The following is a 19,397-nucleotide window of genomic DNA, read 5'->3' on the forward strand; positions in this document are numbered from 1 at the left end:
CTCCGGCGACTGCCACACGCACGTGCGTCCCTCCAGAGTAGTGGCGTGTGGTACCAGTGGGGAAGAGGAGTAGTTATCCCACCTGAATCGCCCATCAGGCCGTTTTATGGATTGATTCCGGACAGTCCGGACCGATCGAGGACGTAGGCCATGAGCGGCTTGTACAGGTGCGGCGCGACGTTGTCGTCGAGCGGGACGACCACCTCGACCCGGCCCTCCTCGGCCGCCACGAACAACGCGGGATCGTTGCAGTCCGCGAAGCCGATCGCGGGAACACCCGCCTGACCTGCACCTCCGGCCCAGCCGTGGTCACCGATCAGCAGATCCGGCAGCGGTTCGCGGGCGGCGGCGAACTCGGCCAGCATCGCCCGGACGCCACGTGCGGAATGGGTGTGCCGGAAGTCTCCCTCGTCGTCGACGACCATCGCGACGTCGCCCCGATACCGGACCGTGCGGCTCTGCCCGCCCTCGGCGGTCGGGGTGCGATAGGTCCATCCGGCGGCGGGGCGCAGGATCGTACAGCCGGCCTCGCGCAGCACCCGGGCCAGGGTGCGGTACCAATCCTGTAGTCCGTTCGGGTGACCGGTGGCCAGGATCACCCGCTCGCGGCGCTTGGCGGCCAGTGCCACTCGGTCCGCGTACGCGTCCAGGGCGGCGATGGTCAGATCCGGGTCGATGGTGTCCTGGCCGCTGCGGTGGGCCGGGTCGGCGACCACTCCGCACCGGCGCACCATCAGTGCCAACACCTCGTCCGGGTTCCACCGGCCGTCCGGTTCGAGGCCGAACAAATGGCCGGGGTGCCGCTCGCTCATCAGTCGGTAGTGCCGGAGGTTGTTCTCCCTCGTGGTCGCCACGTCGCCGGCGATCCGGCCGCGCACGAGGTGGGAGCGAAGCTCCGCGGGGGTGGGAACCGCAACGGTCACGCACAGCTCCTTGGGTCACGGGTCGAGGTCACGGCAGGCGTCGGGGGCGCCGGGTCACAGGTCGAACATCGGGTCGAGACCGTGCGCCGGGAAGACCGCCCGTCGGGTGGCCAGAATTGATTGGTCGGTCCGGTCCGCCGGGTCGTAGCCCGCAGAGAATGGCCGAAAATCGCCGGTCCCGCCGTCGGTCATGCGTTGTGGTCCGGTTTCGCGGGTCAACATCCGCACCTCCTCGCGCCAGTCGAGCGGCACCTCCAGGGTGGGCTCGATCGGCGCTCCGGCCGCCTCGGCCACCAGGTGCGTCCAGGTGCGCGGGACCACGTCCACGGCCGCGTAGCCACCGCCGCCGGTGGCGATCCAGCGCCCGCCGGCGTGTTCGTGCGCGAGCGCGTGCAGTGCGGCGTGCGCCGTGCGCTGCGCGTCCAGGCTCAGCGCGAGATGGGCGAGCGGGTCCTCCACGTGGGTGTCCGCGCCGTGCTGGGTGACCAACACGTCCGGGCGAAAGGCCGCGAGCAGGGGCGGCACCACCGCGTCGAACGTGCGCAGCCAGGCCGCGTCGGCGATCCCGGGCGGGAGCGCGACGTTGACCGCGAAGCCCTCGGCGTCCGGGCCGCCGACCTCGTCCGGGAAGCCGGTGCCCGGGAACAGGAAACGCGGGCTCTCGTGCAGGCTGATGGTGAGCACGCGCGGGTCGTTCCAGAACGCCTGCTGCACACCGTCGCCGTGGTGCACGTCGACGTCCACGTAGGCGACCCGCTCGGCGCCGAGTTCGAGCAGCCGCGCGATCGCCAGCGCGGGGTCGTTGTAGACGCAGAATCCGGCCGCGGCGGCGGGCATCGCGTGGTGCAGCCCGCCCGCGAAGTTGATCGCGTGGTCGGCGCCGTCCGGGTGTTCCGGTCCCAGCCACACCGCGTCGGCGGCGGCAATCGAGGCGCCGGCGATCAGCGCGGACACCTCGTGCATGTCGGCGAACGCGGGGGTGTCCTCGGTGCCGATCCCGAACGCCGGATCGGCCTTTCGGGGATCGTGCGAGGCGGCCCGCACGGCGGCGACGTAGGCGTCGGCATGCACCGTGGCCAGTTGTCCGTCGGTGGCGATCGGCGGTGCGCACACCCGCACTTGCGGCAGCTCGTGCAGGCCGAAGGCGCGGATCAGGTCGATGGTCAGGCGCAGGCGTAGCGGCTTCATCGGGTGCCATGAGCCGAAGTCGTAACCGGTCATCCGGTCGTCCCACATCACCTGCACCGCTCGACTCATGCGGTCACGCTACCGCCCGGGCCGGCCCGCGATCATCGGTCGTGAGCGGGTTCACCGTGCGGGGCGAAGGCGCGGGCCAGGGGCACCACCGCGAGCACCAGGAACAGCGGCACCAGCATCGCGACGCGGAACGAGGCGAGGTCGGCGATCCCGCCCACGAGCGGGGTGCCGACCAGGAAGCCGACGTAGTTGAAGATGTTGAGCCGGGCCACCGCCTCGTCCGCGTCCTGCGGCGACTGTCGGCCGCCCGCGGCGAACGTCTGCGGGACCAGGACGCACAGGCCCACGCCCAGGATCACGAAGCCGAGCAGGCCCACCGCGGCGTGCGGGGCGGCCAGCACCACCGCGAAGCCGGCGGCGGCGACGACGGCTCCGCCGCGGACCACGTTGACCATGCCCCAGCGGCGCACGCCGAGGTCGCCCACGCTGCGGCCGATCAAGGTGGTGACCATGTACGCGATGTAGGGGACCACCGCGAACGCCTCGGAGCTGTCCAGCACCTTCTCCAGGTAGACCGCGCTCCAGTTGGCCACCGTCGAGTCGCCGATGTAGGCGAACGTCATCACCAGGCACAGCGGGATCAGCGGGCGCCAGGGCAGCTTGCGGGCGGCGCGGTCGGGGTCGGCGACCGGCATCGCGGCGTCCGTGCCCAGGTAGCCGGGGCCGATCACGAGCAGGGCCGGCACGGTGAGCACGGCGGCTCCCGCGTACATCCACCCCAGTGGGACGTCGCCCCACGCGCACAGTCCGGCGACCCCGGCGCCGGCCAGGCCGCCGAGGCTGTACGAGGCGTGGAAACCGAGCATGATGCTGCGACCGGCCCGGGCCTGGATCGCCACGCCCTGCATGTTCATCGTGGCGTCCACCGCGCCCAGCGAGAGCCCGAACACGAAGAGCACGAGGGCCAGTTGCCACAGTCGATCGCCCGCGCCGACGCCGATCAGGATCGCGCAGACGATCGGCTGGGAGACCCGAAGCACCAACCGGCTGCCGAAGCGCTTGGCCAGCGCGCCGGCGATCACGCTGCCCACACCCGCAACGATCGGCACCACCGACAGGACCGCGGTCAGCGTGCCGTCGCCCATGTCGTAGCGGCGCTGGATCGCCGGGATCCGGGTCACCAGGAGGGCGAAGGACGCGCCCTGGATCAAAAAGCACGCGAGCAGGCTGAACCGCGCCCGGCGCAACATCTCGTCCTTGAACGGCTCCGCCGCCGGTTCGGTCACCTGCATGGGCGTGCACGCTACCGACGGGTCACTTCGACGGACAGAGGCCGGGAAGATCTTTTGATGAATCGTCAGATTCGGTGAGCGGACGAACCGTTCGAAAATGGTCGAATATCCAGCAGTTCCGGCAGGTCAGCCATGTCCTTGAACAACGAGTCGGCGTCCGCCAACCGCTCCGCCGGAGTCATCGCGGCATAGCCGTACACGGTCATCCCCGCCGCCCGCGCGGCCTCGACCCCCAGCGGACTGTCCTCGATCACCACACAGCGCGCCGGGTCGACGCCCATCGTGGCCGCCGCGTGCAGGAACAGATCGGGCGCCGGCTTGCCCTGCGCGACGTCCTGGCTGCTGAAGCGCACCGGGTCGGGGAAATGCCCGATCAACGCGGTCCGGGTCAGCGCGAGCCGGATGCGCTCGTGCGTGCCGGAGGAGGCCAGGCAGTACGGGACACCCGCGAGGTCGAGGGCGGCGAGCACGTCGGCGACCCCGACCACGGCCTCCAGCTCGGCCCGGAACCCGGCGAACACCCGCTCGTGGTAGACGTGATCGAAGTCGTCCGGCAACGTGACGCCGTCCCGTTCGCGGACGATCGTGTGCACGCGGGCCATGGTGCCGCCGAGGTAGTCGCGCAGCGAGTCCTCGTAACCGGTGGGCACGCCCAGCTCGGTGAGCAGGCCGGCCAGCGCCCGATTGGCGATCGGTTCGCTGTCCACCAGCACGCCGTCGTTGTCGAACAGCACCAGGTCGGGCTTCACTTGAGGCCCTCGGCGATCTCCTGCGACCGGTTGCTCGCGGCTTCCAGCGCGGCCAGCAGCGCGGCCCGCACGCCGTGGTTCTCCAGCTCGCGGATCGCGGCGATCGTGGTGCCGGCCGGCGAGGTGACCGCCTCGCGCAGCAGCGTGGGGTGCTCGCCCGAGTCGCGCAGCATCACCGACGCGCCGATCGCGGCCTGCACGATCAGGTCGTGCGCGGCGGCACGCGGCAGCCCGAGCAGGATGCCGGCGTCGGTCATCGCCTCGACCAGGAAGTAGAAGTAGGCCGGGCCGGAGCCGGACAACGCGGTGACCGCGTCCTGCTGCTTCTCCGGAACACGGATGGTCTTGCCGACCGAACCGAAGATCTCCTCGACCCGCGCCAGGTGTTCCTCGCCGGCGTGCGCGCCGCCGGAGATCGCGCTCATCCCCTCGTCGACCAGCACCGGCGTGTTCGACATGACCCGCACCACAGGGGTGCCGGCGGCCAGGCGCGCCTCCAGGAAGGAGGTGGTGATGCCCGCCGCACCGCTGACGACCAGCCGGTCGGCGGGTACGTGCGGGGCCAACTCGTCCATCAGCGCGGCCATGTCCTGCGGCTTGACCGTCAGGATCAGGATGTCGGCCGCCTTGGCGGCCTCGGCGTTGCCGACCGCCTCCACGCCGTAGCGGCGGCGCAGATCCTCGGCTCGCTCGGCCCGGCGCGTGGTGACCAGGAGGTCGCTTGGGCTCTTGCCCGCCCGGATCATCCCGGACAAGAGCGCTTCACCGATTTTCCCGGTGCCGACGACGGCGACCCGCTGAGCCATGGCCCCACACTTTCTCGCGTTCGTTGCTCCACCGAAGGCACGCCCGGTGCCTCCAGTGGCCACCGTACGGTACGTACACGTGTCCTATGGGGTGCGCCGGCGCAGGGTCAGCGCACCGAGCGCGAGGGCCGCGAGCACGCAGCCGGCGATCACCGCGACATCGCGAAGCAGCAGGCCGGAGACCTCGCTTTCGGTGGTCAGCCGGAGCATCGCGTCCACCGCGTAGGACAGCGGGAACACGGCGGAGATCGCTTCGAGCACCGGCTGCATCTCGTCCCGGGGCACGAACAGCCCGCACAGCAGGAACTGCGGCAGGATCACCGCGGGCAGGAACTGCACGGCCTGGAACTCGGTGTTGGCGAAGGCGCTCACCAGCAGCCCGAGGGCGAGCCCGAGCAGCGCGTCCAGCACCGCGACGCACAGGATCAGCCAGGTCGGCCCGGCCACGTCCAGGTCGAGCAGCCCGATCGCCAGACCGGTGGCCACGACCGCCTGGACCACGGCGACCAGACCGAAGGCGAGCGCGTAGCCGCCGATCAGCTGCAGCTTGCCGATCGGCATCGTGAGCAGCCGCTCCAGCGTGCCGGTGGACCGCTCGCGCAGCGTGGCCACCGAGGTGACCAGGAACATCACCACGAACGGGAAGATCCCCAGCAGCGGCCCGCCGATCCGGTCGAACTGCTGCGGTCGGTCGTCGTAGAGCCAGTACAGCAGGGTGAGCAGCACGCACGGCACGAGCAGCATCAGCGCGATGGTGCGCGGATCGTGCCGCAACTGGGCGAGCACGCGGCGTGCGGTGGCGGCGGTGGCGGCGGTGGTCATGACGCGCTCCCGGAGGCCGAGGGGGCGGTCGAGGGGGCGGCGTCGACCAGCGCGAGGAAGGCCGACTCCGCGTCCCGCGTCCGGGTGCGCTCCAGCAGCGCGGCCGGGGTGTCGTCGGCGAGCAGCACACCGTCGCGCAGCAACAACAACCGCTCGCAGCGCTCGGCCTCGTCCATCACGTGGCTGGACACCAGCAGCGTGACGCCACCGGCGGCGAGCCGATGGAACAGCCCCCACAGATCGCGCCGCAACACCGGGTCGAGGCCGACCGTGGGTTCGTCCAGCACCAGCAGCTCCGGCGCGCCCAGCAGCGCGGCGGCCAGCGAGACCCGGGCCCGCTGCCCGCCGGAGAGCCGGGCCACGGCCGCGTCCTGGCGATCGGTCAGGTCCACCTCGCCGAGCACCCGGTCCACCTCGCCCGCGCCGGCGCCCAGGATCGAGCCGAAGTAGCGCAGGTTCTCCCGCACGGTCAGGTCCGCGTAGACCGACGGCGCCTGCGTCACGTACCCGATCGCGCTGCGCAACCTCCGATGCCCGGCCGGCCGGCCCAACACCTCCAGCCGCCCGCTCACCTGTGCCTGCACCCCGACGATCGCCCGCATCAGCGTGCTCTTGCCGCACCCACTCGGCCCGAGCAACCCGGTGACGCTCCCGCGCGGCACCCCGAACGAGACGTCGTCGAGCACCACGCGCCCACCACGCACGACCCGCAGCCCCTCGGCCCGGATCGCGTCGCCCCCGACGTAATTCATCATGTGTTGAATATGCGCTTCCCGCCTCCCCTCGTCAAGCGATCGCCCACGTTTTCCCCCGGTCGGCGACGAGGGCACCCCACCTGACGCGCAGCGGACCGCGCGAGGTGCTCGAACGGCTCGGCGGGGGCGGAACGGGCGAGGTCTCCCGGGCCCGGAGCCGTCCGGCGAGTCCGTGTTCACCGCGACGGTGGGCCGATAACGCGTCAGGGCGCCCCGGCCGTGGCCGGGGCGCCCTGTGAAACGCGGTTGATCGGTGCGGCGTGAGGGGTCAGTCGAACATCGAGACGTCGCGCACGGCGCCCTTGTCCGCGCTGGTGGCCATCGCCGCGTATGCCTTCAGGGCGGTGCTGACCTGGCGGTCGCGGTCGACCGGGCGGTACTTGCCCAGGTCGTGCAGCAGCCGCTCGCGGCGCTCGGCCAGCTCCTCGAAGGAGACCTCCAGCTCGATCCGCCGGTTCGGGATGTCGATGGTGATGATGTCGCCATCCCGGACCAGCGCGATCGTGCCGCCGGCCGCCGCCTCCGGCGAGACGTGCCCGATGGACAGGCCCGAGGTGCCGCCGGAGAAGCGCCCGTCGGTGATCAGCGCACACTTGGCGCCGAGCCCGCGACCCTTGAGGAAGGACGTCGGGTAGAGCATCTCCTGCATGCCCGGACCGCCCTTGGGACCCTCGTAGCGCACCACCACGACGTCGCCCTCCTTGACCCGCTTGGTCAGGATCGCGTCGACGGCCGCCTCCTGCGACTCGACCACCACGGCCGGGCCGGAGAAGGTCCAGATCGACTCGTCCACGCCCGCGGTCTTGACCACGCAGCCCGCCTCGGCGAGGTTGCCGTACAGGATGCCCAGGCCGCCGTCCTTGCTGTACGCGTGCTCGACGTCGCGGATGCAGCCCGCCGCGACGTCCAGGTCGAGCGAGTCCCAGCGCTCGGACTGGCTGAACGCGGTGGCCGAGCGCACGCAGCCGGGCCCGGCGTGGAACAGCTCGACCGCCTCGGCGGAGGGCGAACCGCCGCGCACGTCCCAGGTCTTGAGCCACTCGGCCAGCGAGTCGGTGTGCACCGAGCGCACGTCCTCGTGCAGCAGCCCGGCGCGGTACAACTCGCCGAGCAGCGCGGGCACACCGCCCGCGCGGTGCACGTCCTCCACGTGGTACGGCGCGTTGTTCGGCGCCACCTTGGCCAGACACGGCACGCGCCGCGAGAGCGCGTCGATGTCGGCCATGGTGAAGTCCATCTCCGCCTCCTGCGCCGCCGCGAGCAGGTGCAGGATGGTGTTGGTCGAGCCGCCCATGGCGATGTCCATCGACATCGCGTTCTCGAACGCCTCCCGGGTCGCCACGTTGCGCGGCAGCACGCTCTCGTCGTCCTGCTCGTAGTAGCGCTTGGTGATCTCCACCGCCGTGCGGCCCGCGTCCTCGTACAGCGCCTTGCGCGCGGTGTGCGTGGCCAGCACCGAGCCGTTGCCCGGCAGTGCCAGGCCCATCGCCTCGACCAGGAAGTTCATCGAGTTGGCGGTGAACATGCCCGCGCACGAACCGCAGGTGGGACACGCGGCGTTCTCGATCCGCTCCAGGTCCTCGTCGGAGACCTGGTCGGACGCGGAGTCGGCGATCGCGGTGATCAGGTCCAGGTGCGGGCGCACCCGGCCGTCGACCATGACCGCGGTACCGGCCTCCATCGGACCGCCGGAGACGAACACGGCCGGGATGTTCAGCCGCAGCGCGGCCATCAGCATGCCGGGGGTGATCTTGTCGCAGTTGGACACGCACACCATGGCGTCCGCCTGGTGCGCGTTGACCATGTACTCCACCGCGTCGGCGATCAGCTCGCGCGAGGGCAGCGAGTAGAGCATCCCGGAGTGGCCCATCGCGATGCCGTCGTCGACGGCGATCGTGTTGAACTCGCGCGGGATGCCGCCTGCGGCGGAGATCGCCTCGGACACGATCCGGCCGACCGGCTGGAGGTGGGTGTGCCCCGGTACGAACTCGGTGAAGCTGTTGGCAACCGCGATGATCGGCTTGCCGAAGTCCTCACGCTTGACGCCTGCGGCCATCAGGAGCGCGCGAGCGCCCGCCATTTCGCGACCGTGGGTGACCGTCCGAGACCTGAGTTGCGGCACTGCACACACCCTCTCAGCAATTCACCGGTGGATCCGGGGTGCTTTCGAGCTTACGTCCGCGACCGCGACGGGCGGCGCGGACGTCCACCATGCGACCCGTCGCCGGCCTGTTCGGATCCGCCCCAAGGCCACCCGACCCGGCCGCGCTCAGCCGCTCAGGTGGCGCTGGAGGATCGGCGCGAGCCGGTCGATCAGCTCGGCCGACGACGTCGAGGCGATCGGCTCCAGCCCCAGCACGTAGCGGGTGAGCGCGACGCCCAGGAGTTGACTCGCGCACAGATTCGCCCGCAGTGCCCCGTCGTCGCCGCCGATCCCCTCGGCCAGACGTGTGGTCAGTTCGGCGCCGACGAACTCGCGAAACGCCGGGCTGCCCCCGTCGGAGACCGCGGTGCGCAGGATGGCCAGCAGCCGCGGACCGGTGTCCGGGTGGTCCCACAGCGTCACGAACGACTCGGCCAGCCGCTCGCCGGCCTGCTCGACGCCCGCCGCGAACACCCGGGCGACCAGCGCCTCGGGCTCCAGCGGCAGGTCCATCGCGGCGATGAAGACCCGGTCCTTGGGGCCGAAGTAGTGGTGCACGAGCGCCGGATCCACCCCTGCGGCACGGGCGATCGCGCGCACCGAGGCACCGGCGTAGCCGCGCGCGGCGAACTCGACCCGGGCCGCGCCCAGGATGCCCTCGCGCGTCGCCGAGGCGTCGCCGCGCCGGCCGGGCGGTCGGCCCGGACCACGCCGCGAGCCGGCGGTTCGTGCCTCAGCCATGCCGCCGCTCCACCCCGGCCTCGGCCGCCAGGTGCAGCCGGGTGTACGCGAGCGCCTCGGCCAGATCCGCCTCGCGTTCGGCGCGCGAAGCGGCTCGGCGGGTGTTGACCTCCAGCACGATGGCCCCGGCGAACGAGGTGCGCGCGAGGTGTTCGAGCAGTTCCGCGCACGGTTGGGTGCCGCGGCCGGGCACCAGGTGTTCGTCCTTGAGCGATCCGCTGCCGTCGGCCAGGTGCACGTGCCCGAGCCGGTCGCCCATCCGGGCCAGCATGTCCAGCGCGTCCGAGCGCGAGGTCGCGGTGTGCGACAGGTCGAGGGTGAAGTGCCGGTAGTCCTCGTCGGAGGGATCCCAGTCCGGCGCGTACGCCGCGACCTCCTTGTCCCGGTAGCGCAGCGGGAACATGTTCTCCACCGCGAACAGCACGTCGGTCTCCCCCGCCATGCGATCGATGCCGCGCACGAAGTCGCGGGCATAGCTGCGCTGCCAACGAAACGGCGGATGCACCACGACGGTCTTCGCGCCGAGCCGCTCGGCCGCGTCCCGCGCGCGCACCAGCTTGGTCCACGGGTCCGTCCCCCACACCCGCTGGGTGATCAGCAGGCAGGGCGCGTGCACGGACACGATCGGCACGCCGTGGTGATCGGACAACCGGCGCAGCGCCTCGACGTCCTGGCTCACCGGGTCGGTCGAGACCATGACCTCGATCCCGTCGTAGCCCAGCCGGGCCGCGATCTCGAAACCGTCGGCGGTGGACTCCGGGTAGACGGACGCGGTGGACAGGGCGATCTTCGCGTCCGGCACGCGCAACACCGCGTCGGGCACGCGCGGAACCGCGTCCGGCACCCGCGCCTCGGACGTGTCGGCCCCCGTACCGTTGAGTATGTCGTGGTCGTCCACGTCGCCCAGAGTAGAACCATCGGCCGCCGACCCGGCGGTATCCCACACATCGGTGCGGGTGATCCCGGCGGCGGCCGAGGCATCCGGGTGAACGCACGACCCGGGCCGGACCGGGCCTAGTCCATCCAGTCCAGCCGACGCAGGATGATCCCCTCGCGCAGCGCCCACGGGCACACTTCCAGCGCGTTCACGTTGAACAGGTCCAACGCCGCGTCGGCCACTATCGCGCCCGCGACCAGTTGCGGGGCCCGGCCCACGGACACCCCCGGCAGGGCGGCCCGCTCGCTCGCGGTCATCGCCGCGAGCCGGGGCAGCCAGTCGGCCAGGCCGGCCCGGCTGAGCGAGCGCTTGACGTAGGGGCCCTCGCCCGAGGACGGCGCGCCTGCGATCCGGGCCAATTGCTTGAACGTCTTGGACGTGGCCACCACGTGGTCGGGCCGACCGAGCCGGCTGAACTCGGCGACCGTGCGGGCGATCTCCGCGCGTACGTGCTTGCGCAGCACCCGCATCTCGTCCGGCGAGGGCGGGTCGGTGTGCAGCCAGGACCGGGTCAGCCGACCCGCGCCCAGCGGCAGCGAGGCCGCCGCGTCCGGCTCCTCGTCCACGCCGGCCGCGATCTCCAGCGAGCCGCCGCCGATGTCGAGCACCAGCAGGCGTCCGGAGGACCAGCCGAACCAGCGGCGCACCGCCAGGAAGGTCAGCCGGGCCTCGTCGGCGCCGGTGAGCACCTGGAGGTCCACGCCGGTCTCGCGGCGCACCCGATCGAGCACCGCCTCGGAGTTGGCCGCCTCGCGCACCGCGGACGTGGCGAACGGCAGCAGGTCCTCGACGCCCTTGTCCTCGGCCACCTCCAAGGCGGCGGCCATCGTCCGGACCAGCAGATCGACCCCCTGTGGGGCGATGCTGCCGTCCGGCTCCAAGAGCTCCGCCAGGCGCAGTTCGCGCTTGTGCGAGTAGGCAGGAAGGGGCCGAGCACCCTGATGGGCGTCGACCACGAGCAGGTGGACCGTATTGGAGCCCACGTCGAGAACACCGAGTCGCATGGTCACGAAGGTAATCCGTCGCCCCCGGCGCGCGAGCGGGGGCGTTCCCTCGGTTGCCACACCTTTGCCCGACGGATCACCCGGCGCCGAGCCCTACCCTTGTCCCGTGCCTGAGGTAGACCTGGATTTTCCGCGTGCTTGGTTCGAGTTCTCCGACCCCGATGACGCCGATCAGCTCTTTCGCTGCGACCTGACCTGGCTGACCTCGCGTTGGCAGTGCATCTTCGGCGCCGGTTGCCACGGCGTCGTGGCCGGCCGCGCGCCGGACGGGTGCTGCTCGCTGGGCGCGCACTGGTCGGACGAGGACGACGAGACGCGGGTGCTGACGTGGGCCGAACGGCTGACGCCGCAGACCTGGCAGTTCCACGACCTGGCCATGGAGCAGGGCGTCAGCGAGTTCGAGGACGGCGACAAGCGCACGCGCCTGGTCGACGGGGCGTGCGTGTTCCTGAACCGGCCCGGGTTCGCCGGCGGCGCCGGCTGTTCGCTGCACGCCCTCGCGCTGCGCGAGGGTGTGCACCCGCTGGAGACCAAGCCGGACGTGTGCTGGCAGTTGCCGGTGCGCCGGACGTACGACTGGATCGACCGCCCGGACGAGACCCGCGTGCTGATGGTGACGATCGGCGAGTACGACCGCCGAGGCTGGGGCCCCGGCGGCCACGACCTGCACTGGTGGTGCACCGGGAGCACCGAGGCCCACGGGGCGGGCGAGCCGGTGTACGAGTCCTATGGGCCCGAACTTCGCGAATTGATGGGCGCGGCGGCTTATGCGGTCTTGGTCACGGCTTGTGAGGCCAGGTTGGCGGGTGGGCGGGTGGTTGCACCGCATCCGGCGGATCCGGGCTGAGGGTGTTGGGGGGGCGGCTGGGGGCTCGGCCCGTCGGACTCATCCCGTTGGTTTCTGGGTGGGACGGGTCGGGGGCGGGGTCGTGGGTGGGGTGGAGGGGGTTGGGGTGCCTGTGGTGCCCGTGGTGCCGTCGATGGTGATTACCGTGGCGCCGGGGGCGATCAGGACCTTGGCTGTCCAGGAGCCGTGTGGGGCTCGTTTCGGATCGACCGAGACGGTGATGGTGTCCTGTTGGCCCGGGGCCAGCGTGCCGTGGGTGGGGGTTGTTCGTAGCCAGGGCGCTGACGGGTGGACCTGCCAGTCGACCGGGGTGGAGTCGATGTTGCGCAGTGTGATGAGGGTGTGGTCGCCGGTGTGGGTGGCGGTGACCAGTAGGGGCTGGGGTGTGGGCGGCGGCAGCGGGATGATGCCGGGCGCGACGACCTCGGACGCGCGCGAGGCGGGGGCCGCCGCGGAGGGGGGCGGGGCGAAGCCGTGGGCGTGTGGTGCTCCCGAGGCGGCGGGGCTGCCCGTCGTGGTCGGCGACCTGGCCGGCTCGATGGGAGGCGAGGCGACCGCGCGACCGCTCGGGCTCTCCACCCGCGCGGAGGCGATGGTGACCACCCTGATGTCCGACTCGCCGGCGGATCCGCCCGATGCCTGCCACAAGGCCAGCGCGGGCGCGGCGACCACCGCGGCCACCACGACCGCCGCGATCACCGTGGCCCGGCGGCGATTGCCCCGCTCGACCACGCCGGCCCGAAAGACCGGGAAGCCGGCCCGGTCGAACTCGGCGACCCGCCGGGCGATCTCCGGCGGCCGCTGGGCCGAGCGCCCCTTGCCGACCTCGCCCAGCACCTCGATCCGCAGTGCCGCCGGCGGCGCGATCAGCGCGAGCCCGACCGGCACCGCCGCCGCGCCCGTGGTCGGCGCCAGGTAGGTCACCGCGCGGCGCACCTGCGGTCCGCACCGCCGACACGTCTCGACGTGCCCGATCAGGCGCTCGCGCAGCATGGAGGTGAGCCGCCCGGTGGCCAGCTCCTGGCCCTCGGGGCAGTCGGCCGAGGTCTCCGCGCCCGCGATCGCCGCCCGGGTCCGGTCCACCTCCCGGCCGGCCGCCAGGAGCAGGCTGCGCGCGTGCTGTTCGTCGCAACCGAGGACGGCGGCCAGGCCGCGCGGGTCGAGCCCGTGCCGGACGGACAGTTCGAGCGCCTCGCGCTGCTCCGGCACCAGCCCCACCGCGTCCGGCCAGGCCAGTTCGTCCAGGTCGCCGCGCCGGGCCGGAGTCCGCCCCGCCTCGGTGCCGGGGAACAGGTCGGCGTCCGCGGCCAGCGGCGGCAGGCTGCGCTCGTGCGCCCACACCACCCGCACGTCCTCGGGCCGCGCGGGCCCGGTGCCCACCCGCACGTGTGCGTCCAGCCGGACCAGGCACTCGTACCGGGCGAGCGCGTACAACCACGGTTTGAGCAGATCCAGGTCGGGGAGCCGGCCGATGTGACGATCGGCCAGCACGAAGGTGCTGCGCAGCGACTCCGCCGCCGCCTGGTGATCGCGAAGCACCGAGAGGCAGTAGGTGTAGAGCCCTTCGGCGTAGGCGTCGTAGGCGGCGCGTCCCCACGAGAGCACCGCGGTGGGGGACGCGAAGCGAGGAGCCCCTCCGGGGGCGGTTGCCGGGCCGGTTACCGAATCCGTCACGCTCGTGAACGTAGGTGTCCGAGACCCGTCGACTCAGGCGATTTGCACTTTCATACGCCTTTCGAGGTCGACAATCATACTTTCGAGTGAATGTCCGTCACCTTTGGCCGAATTCGTTCATCGAACATCCACGCGATCGACGGCCCAACGCACCACGAGCGAAGCACCCGTCGGATTCGCCGTGAGGGTTACCGCGCTCGTGGCAGCCGGTGCCTTGTCGGAATTCGCCGAGATCGTGATCGATATCGACTGGCCATTGGCCAGCGTCCCCGATTTCGGACTCACCGTGAGCCAATCATTTTCCGACATGGCCACGGTCCACGTCACCGGTCCACCGGTGGCGGTGAGCCGGACGGTCCGCGTGGCACCGGCCGCGTCGAGGTCCACCGAGGCGAGAGACCACGCGAGCGTGCCCCGCGGCGCCGGATTGCCCTGTGTCCCCTCCACCGACCGCGGCCGGGTCACCGGCACCGCGGCCGCCGACACGGGGCCGGCCGCCGTGGGCTTGGCGCTCCTGGTGCCGCGGGTGGTCGGCCTCGCGCTGCCCACACGCGTACTCGGCGCCGCCGAGGTCGGCCTCGACGTGGCGACACCGGGCAGGTGCGAGGCAGCCGTGGACGGATGCACGACCACCGGCTGTTCCGGCAACTGGGCCGGGCCCCGCGCGACCGGCGAGCCCGCGTCCCCGTCGCCCGGTCGCACCACCACGGCCAGGCCGAGCGCCAGCGCCACGGCCACCGCACCCGCCAGCACGACCGGCACCCGCGAACGCGGCCGGCCCATCCCCTTGGGGAAGCCGCTCCGATCGACCGGCTCCGCGCCGTCCCAGCCACCCGCACCCGCCGGCCCGGCCGCGAGCAACTCGGTCCGAATCGAGTACGGCGCCGCGGCCGGGAGCGCGGCGGCCAACACCGCCCGCGCGTCCACCTCCCCCGGTCGCAACACCAGGCAGTCCGGGCACGAGTCGACGTGCAGGTACAGGGGCAAGCGCAGCGACGCGTCCACCGCCGCACCCGCGTCCGGCAGCAGCAGCGCGAGTTCGGGGCAGTCCCGGCGCGCGTGGGTGGCCACCGCGTAGACCGCGAGCGCGTGCTCGAACTGCTCCCGGGCACGGGCCGGCACGCGTTCCACCCGCCGCTCGGACAGCGCCAGCACATCGGCCAGTTCCCGATCCCGCAGACGATGCCGCACGGACAGGTCCAGCACGATGCGCTCGACCTCGTCCACCGCCCACAGCGCGTACGGCACCAGCGGCACCAGTCGTTCCCGATCGGGCACGCTCCAGGACGCGCCGCCCGCGGCCAACACCTGCCGGACCACGCCCGGGCCGGGCCGGTCGGCCGCCGTACGGGCACACTCGGCCCGGGCCAGTGCGTACAGCAGCGCCCGGGCCCGGCCCGGCTCGCGCAGCACCCGGATGCGCTCGGGCGCCGCCGCCAGCGTCGCGCGCACCGCCCGCGCCGCGACCCCCGGCCCGTAGCCCAGCGCCACGCAGAACCCGAACAGGGCGTCGCCGTGCACGTCGTACAACGCGACGGCGTCGGGCACCGCGCCCGTCACGTCCGTCGTACCGGATCCCTGACCCGCAACGTCCCCACCCGCCATGCCGCCTCACGGTAGGGAGAACGCCCCATGGTCACCATCTCTTTGCCGGCTCGGTGACAGGATCAAGACATTCCGACCATGATCGATCGGCGGCCGGCGATCGATGTCGGCGCGGGCCGTTAACGTTCCTGGCATGGCCAGGACCACCACGAAGGATCGCCCGTCGTACCGCTGCACCGAATGCGGCTGGACCGGGCCGAAATGGCTGGGCCGCTGCAACGAGTGCCACGCCTGGGGCACGGTCGAGGAGTTCGGCGCGCCCAAGGCCCGTTCGATCGTCGCCGGCCCGGTCACCACCGCCGCGCTGCCGATCGGCCGGATCGACGTCCAGACGGCCAAGTTCCGCTCCACCGGCGTCGAGGAGCTGGACCGCGTGCTCGGCGGCGGCCTGGTCCCGGGCGCGGTCGTGCTGCTCGCGGGCGAGCCCGGCGTCGGCAAGTCCACCCTGCTGCTGGACGTGGCCAGCAAGTCCGCCTCGCCCGCCGGGCGCACGCTCTACATCACCGGCGAGGAGTCCGCCGCCCAGGTCCGCCTGCGCGCGGGCCGGATCGGCGCACTCAACGAAGAGCTCTACCTCGCCGCCGAAACCGACCTCGCCGCGCTGATCGGCCATGTCGACGCGGTCAAACCCGCGCTGCTCGTGGTCGACTCGGTGCAGACCATCGCCTCGCCCGCGATCGACGGCGCACCCGGCGGCGTGTCCCAGATCCGCGAGGTCACGGGCGCGCTGATCCGCATCGCCAAGGAACGCAACATCGCCACCGTCCTGGTCGGCCACGTCACCAAGGACGGCTCGATCGCCGGCCCGCGCCTGCTGGAGCACCTGGTCGACGTCGTGCTGCACTTCGAGGGCGACCGACACGCCCGACTGCGCCTGGTCCGCGCGATCAAGAACCGCTACGGCACGGCGGACGAGGTCGGCTGCTTCGAGCTGCACGACGAGGGCATCACCGGCCTGACCGACCCCAGCGGCCTGTTCCTGACCCAGCGCCAGGAGCCGGTCTCCGGCACGTGCGTCACGGTGACCCTGGAGGGCAAGCGCCCGCTCGTGGTCGAGGTGCAGGCGTTGGTGGCACCGTCCCAGATCCCCACTCCGCGCCGGGCCACCTCGGGGCTCGACTCGGCCCGGATGGGCATGGTGCTCGCGGTCCTGGAGCGGCGCGGCGGGGTGCGCCTGGAGAAGACCGAGATCTACACCGCCACCGTCGGCGGCGTGAAGCTCACCGAGCCGGCCGCCGACCTGGCCGCGGCCCTCGCACTCGCGGGCGCCGCCGCCGACCACCCGCTGCCGTCCAAGCTGGTCGCCATCGGCGAGGTCGGCCTCGCCGGCGAGATCCGCCGGGCCACCGGCGTGCAGCGCCGACTCGCCGAGGCGTTCCGGCTCGGCTTCACCCACGCGCTGGTGCCGCCGGACCCGGGCAAGATCCCCAAGGGCATGAAGGTGATCGAGGTGGCCGATATCCGCGAGGCGTTGCGCGCGTTCAACCTGGTCTCGCAGCGCGAGCGCAAGTCCGACCGCGAGTGAACGAGCCCGCCGCGGCCCGCCCGGAGCGGACGTCCAGGGGACACCGGCGGGACGGTTTCCGCACCGTCCGACAACTTTCCGTGCCCCGAGGAGTGACCAAGCGTCGCCTCGGAGATACTCGACAAGCGGAACGGCATGCGCGACCTGTGCCGAAACACGGCTTCGGGCCGGATAAGGCGACCGGTCGGCGGCCGGGAGGCACTAGACTTTTCCACCGATCTTCCGACGTAGCGGCCGACCTGTGTCGACCGCAGGTCCTGAGGCGCTCCCGGCCGTGCATACCGGAGCAAATGCCCGGGTGACGGCCGATGGCCGGCCGAGGATGGCAACGACCACGGGGAGTTCTGTGGCTACGAATGACCGGACCGACAAGGGCACGAGTGCCGACGCGGCCCTCGTGAGGGCCGCGCTGCAATCCGTGGCCCCGGGCACCGCCCTGCGCGACGGCCTGGAGCGCATTCTCCGGGGCAACACGGGCGGCCTGATCGTGCTTGGTTTCGACAAGACGGTGGAGGCGCTGTCCACGGGCGGCTTCGTGCTCGACGTCGAGTTCTCCGCGACCCGACTGCGCGAGCTGTGCAAGCTCGACGGCGGGGTCGTGGTCGACCGCGAGTGCACGAAGATCGTCCGGGCGGGCGTGCAACTCGTCCCGGACCCGTCGATCCCGACGGAGGAGACCGGCACCCGACACCGCACCGCCGAGCGGGTCAACAAACAGACCGGCTTCCCGGTGGTCTCGGTGAGCCAGTCCATGCGCCTGATCGCGCTCTACGTCAACGGCAGGCGACACGTGCTGGAGGACTCGGCGGCGATCCTGTCCCGGGCCAACCAGGCGTTGGCCACCCTGGAGCGGTACAAGCTCCGGCTCGACGAGGTGTCCGGCACGCTGTCCGCGCTGGAGATCGAGGACCTGGTCACCGTGCGGGACGTGTGCGCGGTGTCCCAGCGGCTGGAGATGGTGCGCCTGATCGCCCGCGAGATCGACGGCTACGTCACCGAGTTGGGCGTCGACGGCCGGCTGCTCTCGCTGCAACTCGAAGAGTTGATCGCGGGCGTCGAGGACGACCGCAAGCTGGTCGCCCGCGACTACGTGCCCGAGCGGGCGATCAAGCGTGGCCGCACCGAGGCCGACGTGCTCGCCGAACTCGACGGTCTCGCGCACGCGGATCTGCTCGACCTGCAGACGGTGGCCCGCGCGCTCGGCTTCACGTCGGGCCACGAGGTGCTCGACTCCGCGGTCAGCCCGCGCGGCTACCGACTGCTCGCCAAGGTCCCCCGGCTGCCACCCGTGGTGATCGAGCGGCTCGTGGAGCACTTCGGCGGCCTGCAGAAGCTGCTCGCGGCCAGCGTCGACGACCTCCAGGCCGTGGACGGCGTCGGCGAGGCGCGGGCGCGCAGCGTGCGTGAGGGCCTGTCCCGACTCGCCGAGTCCTCGATCCTGGAGCGCTACGTGTAGAGCGGTCGCACGACACGAGAAGGGCCCCGGCGCGTGCGCCGGGGCCCTTCTCGTGGTCGAACGCGGGTCGTCCCGCTACTTGCCCACCGTCGCGGTGAACACGAACTCGCCGGACGGCTCCAGGCCCGCCAGCGTGCCCTTGGCGCGGTAGGCGGCCTTGTCCGCGGGGGCGGCCTTGGTCTGCCCGCCGTTGGTGGCGCACTGTCCGGCGTTGGAGCGGGTCCAGGACCAGTCGCGGGTGATCGAGACGGCCTGCGCGTCGCCCTGCTGCAACTGGCGCACGTCGGTGGCCGCACCGGCGGCGCAGTCGGCCGAGCTCCACAGCCGGTCGTTGCCGGAGAGCACCTCGATGTAGGCGTGGCCCGGCGCGAGGTCGACGAAGCAGGTGGGGCCGGTCTGGTTGGTGACGATCAGCTTGAGCGCCACGTTCTGCGAGGCGTTGTACGCGCTCTTGCCCGACTCCACCGGCTGGATCTGCACCCGGATCATGCTCGGCGTGCACCAGGTGCCACCGGCCGGCGCGGCCTTGCCGCCTCCGGGCGTGGTGCCGCCGCTGCCGGCCGTGCCGCCGGGCTGTCCGGCGCTCTGGCCCGCCTGCCCGCCGGTCTGGCCGGACGTGCCCGCCGACGCACCGGAGGTGCCCGCCCCGGGCGTGCCGGAACCACCGCCCGGGATCGGCGGATTGGCGCCGTTGGTCGGGTTGGGCCCCGGCGTGATGGCGCTCGGATCGGGCGAGGCCGTTCCGGTCGCGATCGGCTTCTTGTCCGAGGCGTTCTTCTTGTCGTCGGAGTCCCCACCGGCAGTGCATGCCCAGGCCACCAGCGCGATCAACAGCGCGAGGGCGAGCAGCACGAAGACCCGCCGTCGCCAATACACGGTTGACGGCAGGTGACCCACGGGACGGCGCATCGAGTCCACGGG

17 protein-coding genes are annotated in these 19,397 nt (G+C 72.2%); 3 read left to right on the forward strand and 14 right to left on the reverse strand.

The window, feature by feature from the left end; translation table 11 throughout:
* Positions 1–104: 104 nt before the first annotated feature.
* The 11 genes from ACFXMF_RS12675 to ACFXMF_RS12725 all read right to left on the reverse strand — a co-directional run bounded on the left by ACFXMF_RS12675 (position 105) and on the right by ACFXMF_RS12725 (position 11,369).
* Positions 105–923 (reverse strand): phosphatase, encoded by an 819-nt coding sequence (locus tag ACFXMF_RS12675; protein WP_360313143.1) that lies wholly within the window; start codon positions 921–923, stop codon positions 105–107.
* Between the two features lie 54 nt (positions 924–977).
* On the reverse strand, positions 978–2,180 hold the full coding sequence (locus ACFXMF_RS12680) for an acetoin utilization protein AcuC (RefSeq protein WP_360313141.1): 1,203 nt from the start codon (positions 2,178–2,180) through the stop codon (positions 978–980).
* A 32-nt stretch (positions 2,181–2,212) separates the two neighbouring features.
* On the reverse strand, positions 2,213–3,412 hold the full coding sequence (locus ACFXMF_RS12685; protein ID WP_360313139.1) for an MFS transporter: 1,200 nt from the start codon (positions 3,410–3,412) through the stop codon (positions 2,213–2,215).
* Between the two features lie 65 nt (positions 3,413–3,477).
* Positions 3,478–4,161, reverse strand: coding sequence for an HAD family hydrolase (locus ACFXMF_RS12690; protein ID WP_379988194.1), 684 nt, complete (start codon positions 4,159–4,161; stop codon positions 3,478–3,480).
* Complete coding sequence (proC, locus tag ACFXMF_RS12695) at positions 4,158–4,967, reverse strand: pyrroline-5-carboxylate reductase (RefSeq protein ID WP_360313135.1); 810 nt, start codon at positions 4,965–4,967, stop codon at positions 4,158–4,160. The genes ACFXMF_RS12690 and proC overlap by 4 nt, the downstream gene beginning before the upstream one ends.
* A gap of 84 nt (positions 4,968–5,051) precedes the next feature.
* Positions 5,052–5,789, reverse strand: coding sequence for an ABC transporter permease (locus ACFXMF_RS12700; RefSeq protein ID WP_360313133.1), 738 nt, complete (start codon positions 5,787–5,789; stop codon positions 5,052–5,054).
* A complete protein-coding gene (locus ACFXMF_RS12705; protein ID WP_379988195.1) occupies positions 5,786–6,544 on the reverse strand; it encodes an ABC transporter ATP-binding protein in 759 nt (252 codons plus the stop codon). Before ACFXMF_RS12705 ends, ACFXMF_RS12700 begins: the two co-directional genes overlap by 4 nt.
* A 268-nt stretch (positions 6,545–6,812) precedes the next feature.
* On the reverse strand, positions 6,813–8,666 hold the full coding sequence (gene ilvD / locus ACFXMF_RS12710) for a dihydroxy-acid dehydratase (protein ID WP_360313129.1): 1,854 nt from the start codon (positions 8,664–8,666) through the stop codon (positions 6,813–6,815).
* A 147-nt stretch (positions 8,667–8,813) separates the two neighbouring features.
* Positions 8,814–9,428 (reverse strand): TetR family transcriptional regulator, encoded by a 615-nt coding sequence (locus ACFXMF_RS12715; RefSeq protein WP_360313127.1) that lies wholly within the window; start codon positions 9,426–9,428, stop codon positions 8,814–8,816.
* Positions 9,421–10,251: a sugar phosphate isomerase/epimerase gene (locus tag ACFXMF_RS12720; RefSeq protein ID WP_360313216.1), complete on the reverse strand. Its 831-nt coding sequence runs from the start codon at positions 10,249–10,251 to the stop codon at positions 9,421–9,423. Before ACFXMF_RS12720 ends, ACFXMF_RS12715 begins: the two co-directional genes overlap by 8 nt.
* A 191-nt stretch (positions 10,252–10,442) precedes the next feature.
* Complete coding sequence (locus ACFXMF_RS12725) at positions 10,443–11,369, reverse strand: Ppx/GppA phosphatase family protein (RefSeq protein ID WP_360313125.1); 927 nt, start codon at positions 11,367–11,369, stop codon at positions 10,443–10,445.
* Between the two features lie 106 nt (positions 11,370–11,475).
* Between ACFXMF_RS12725 and ACFXMF_RS12730 the strand changes: the two genes are divergently transcribed.
* Positions 11,476–12,216, forward strand: a complete 741-nt coding sequence (locus ACFXMF_RS12730) for a hypothetical protein (RefSeq protein WP_379988196.1) — start codon at positions 11,476–11,478, stop codon at positions 12,214–12,216.
* Between the two features lie 39 nt (positions 12,217–12,255).
* Here the strand turns inward: ACFXMF_RS12730 and ACFXMF_RS12735 are convergent, their stop codons facing one another.
* Complete coding sequence (locus ACFXMF_RS12735; protein WP_379988197.1) at positions 12,256–13,890, reverse strand: hypothetical protein; 1,635 nt, start codon at positions 13,888–13,890, stop codon at positions 12,256–12,258.
* Positions 13,891–14,007: 117 nt separating this feature from the next.
* Complete coding sequence (locus ACFXMF_RS12740) at positions 14,008–15,495, reverse strand: hypothetical protein (protein WP_379988198.1); 1,488 nt, start codon at positions 15,493–15,495, stop codon at positions 14,008–14,010.
* 133 nt (positions 15,496–15,628) lie between these two features.
* Between ACFXMF_RS12740 and radA the strand changes: the two genes are divergently transcribed.
* Positions 15,629–17,020 (forward strand): DNA repair protein RadA, encoded by a 1,392-nt coding sequence (gene radA / locus ACFXMF_RS12745; protein WP_360313117.1) that lies wholly within the window; start codon positions 15,629–15,631, stop codon positions 17,018–17,020.
* 346 nt (positions 17,021–17,366) lie between these two features.
* Complete coding sequence (gene disA / locus ACFXMF_RS12750) at positions 17,367–18,476, forward strand: DNA integrity scanning diadenylate cyclase DisA (protein ID WP_360313115.1); 1,110 nt, start codon at positions 17,367–17,369, stop codon at positions 18,474–18,476.
* Positions 18,477–18,551: 75 nt separating this feature from the next.
* Here the strand turns inward: disA and ACFXMF_RS12755 are convergent, their stop codons facing one another.
* Positions 18,552–19,394, reverse strand: coding sequence for a hypothetical protein (locus tag ACFXMF_RS12755; protein ID WP_360313113.1), 843 nt, complete (start codon positions 19,392–19,394; stop codon positions 18,552–18,554).
* Between the last annotated feature and the right edge of the window lie 3 nt (positions 19,395–19,397).

This window comes from Embleya sp. NPDC059213, assembly GCF_042754445.1.
Lineage (GTDB): Bacteria > Actinomycetota > Actinomycetes > Streptomycetales > Streptomycetaceae > Embleya.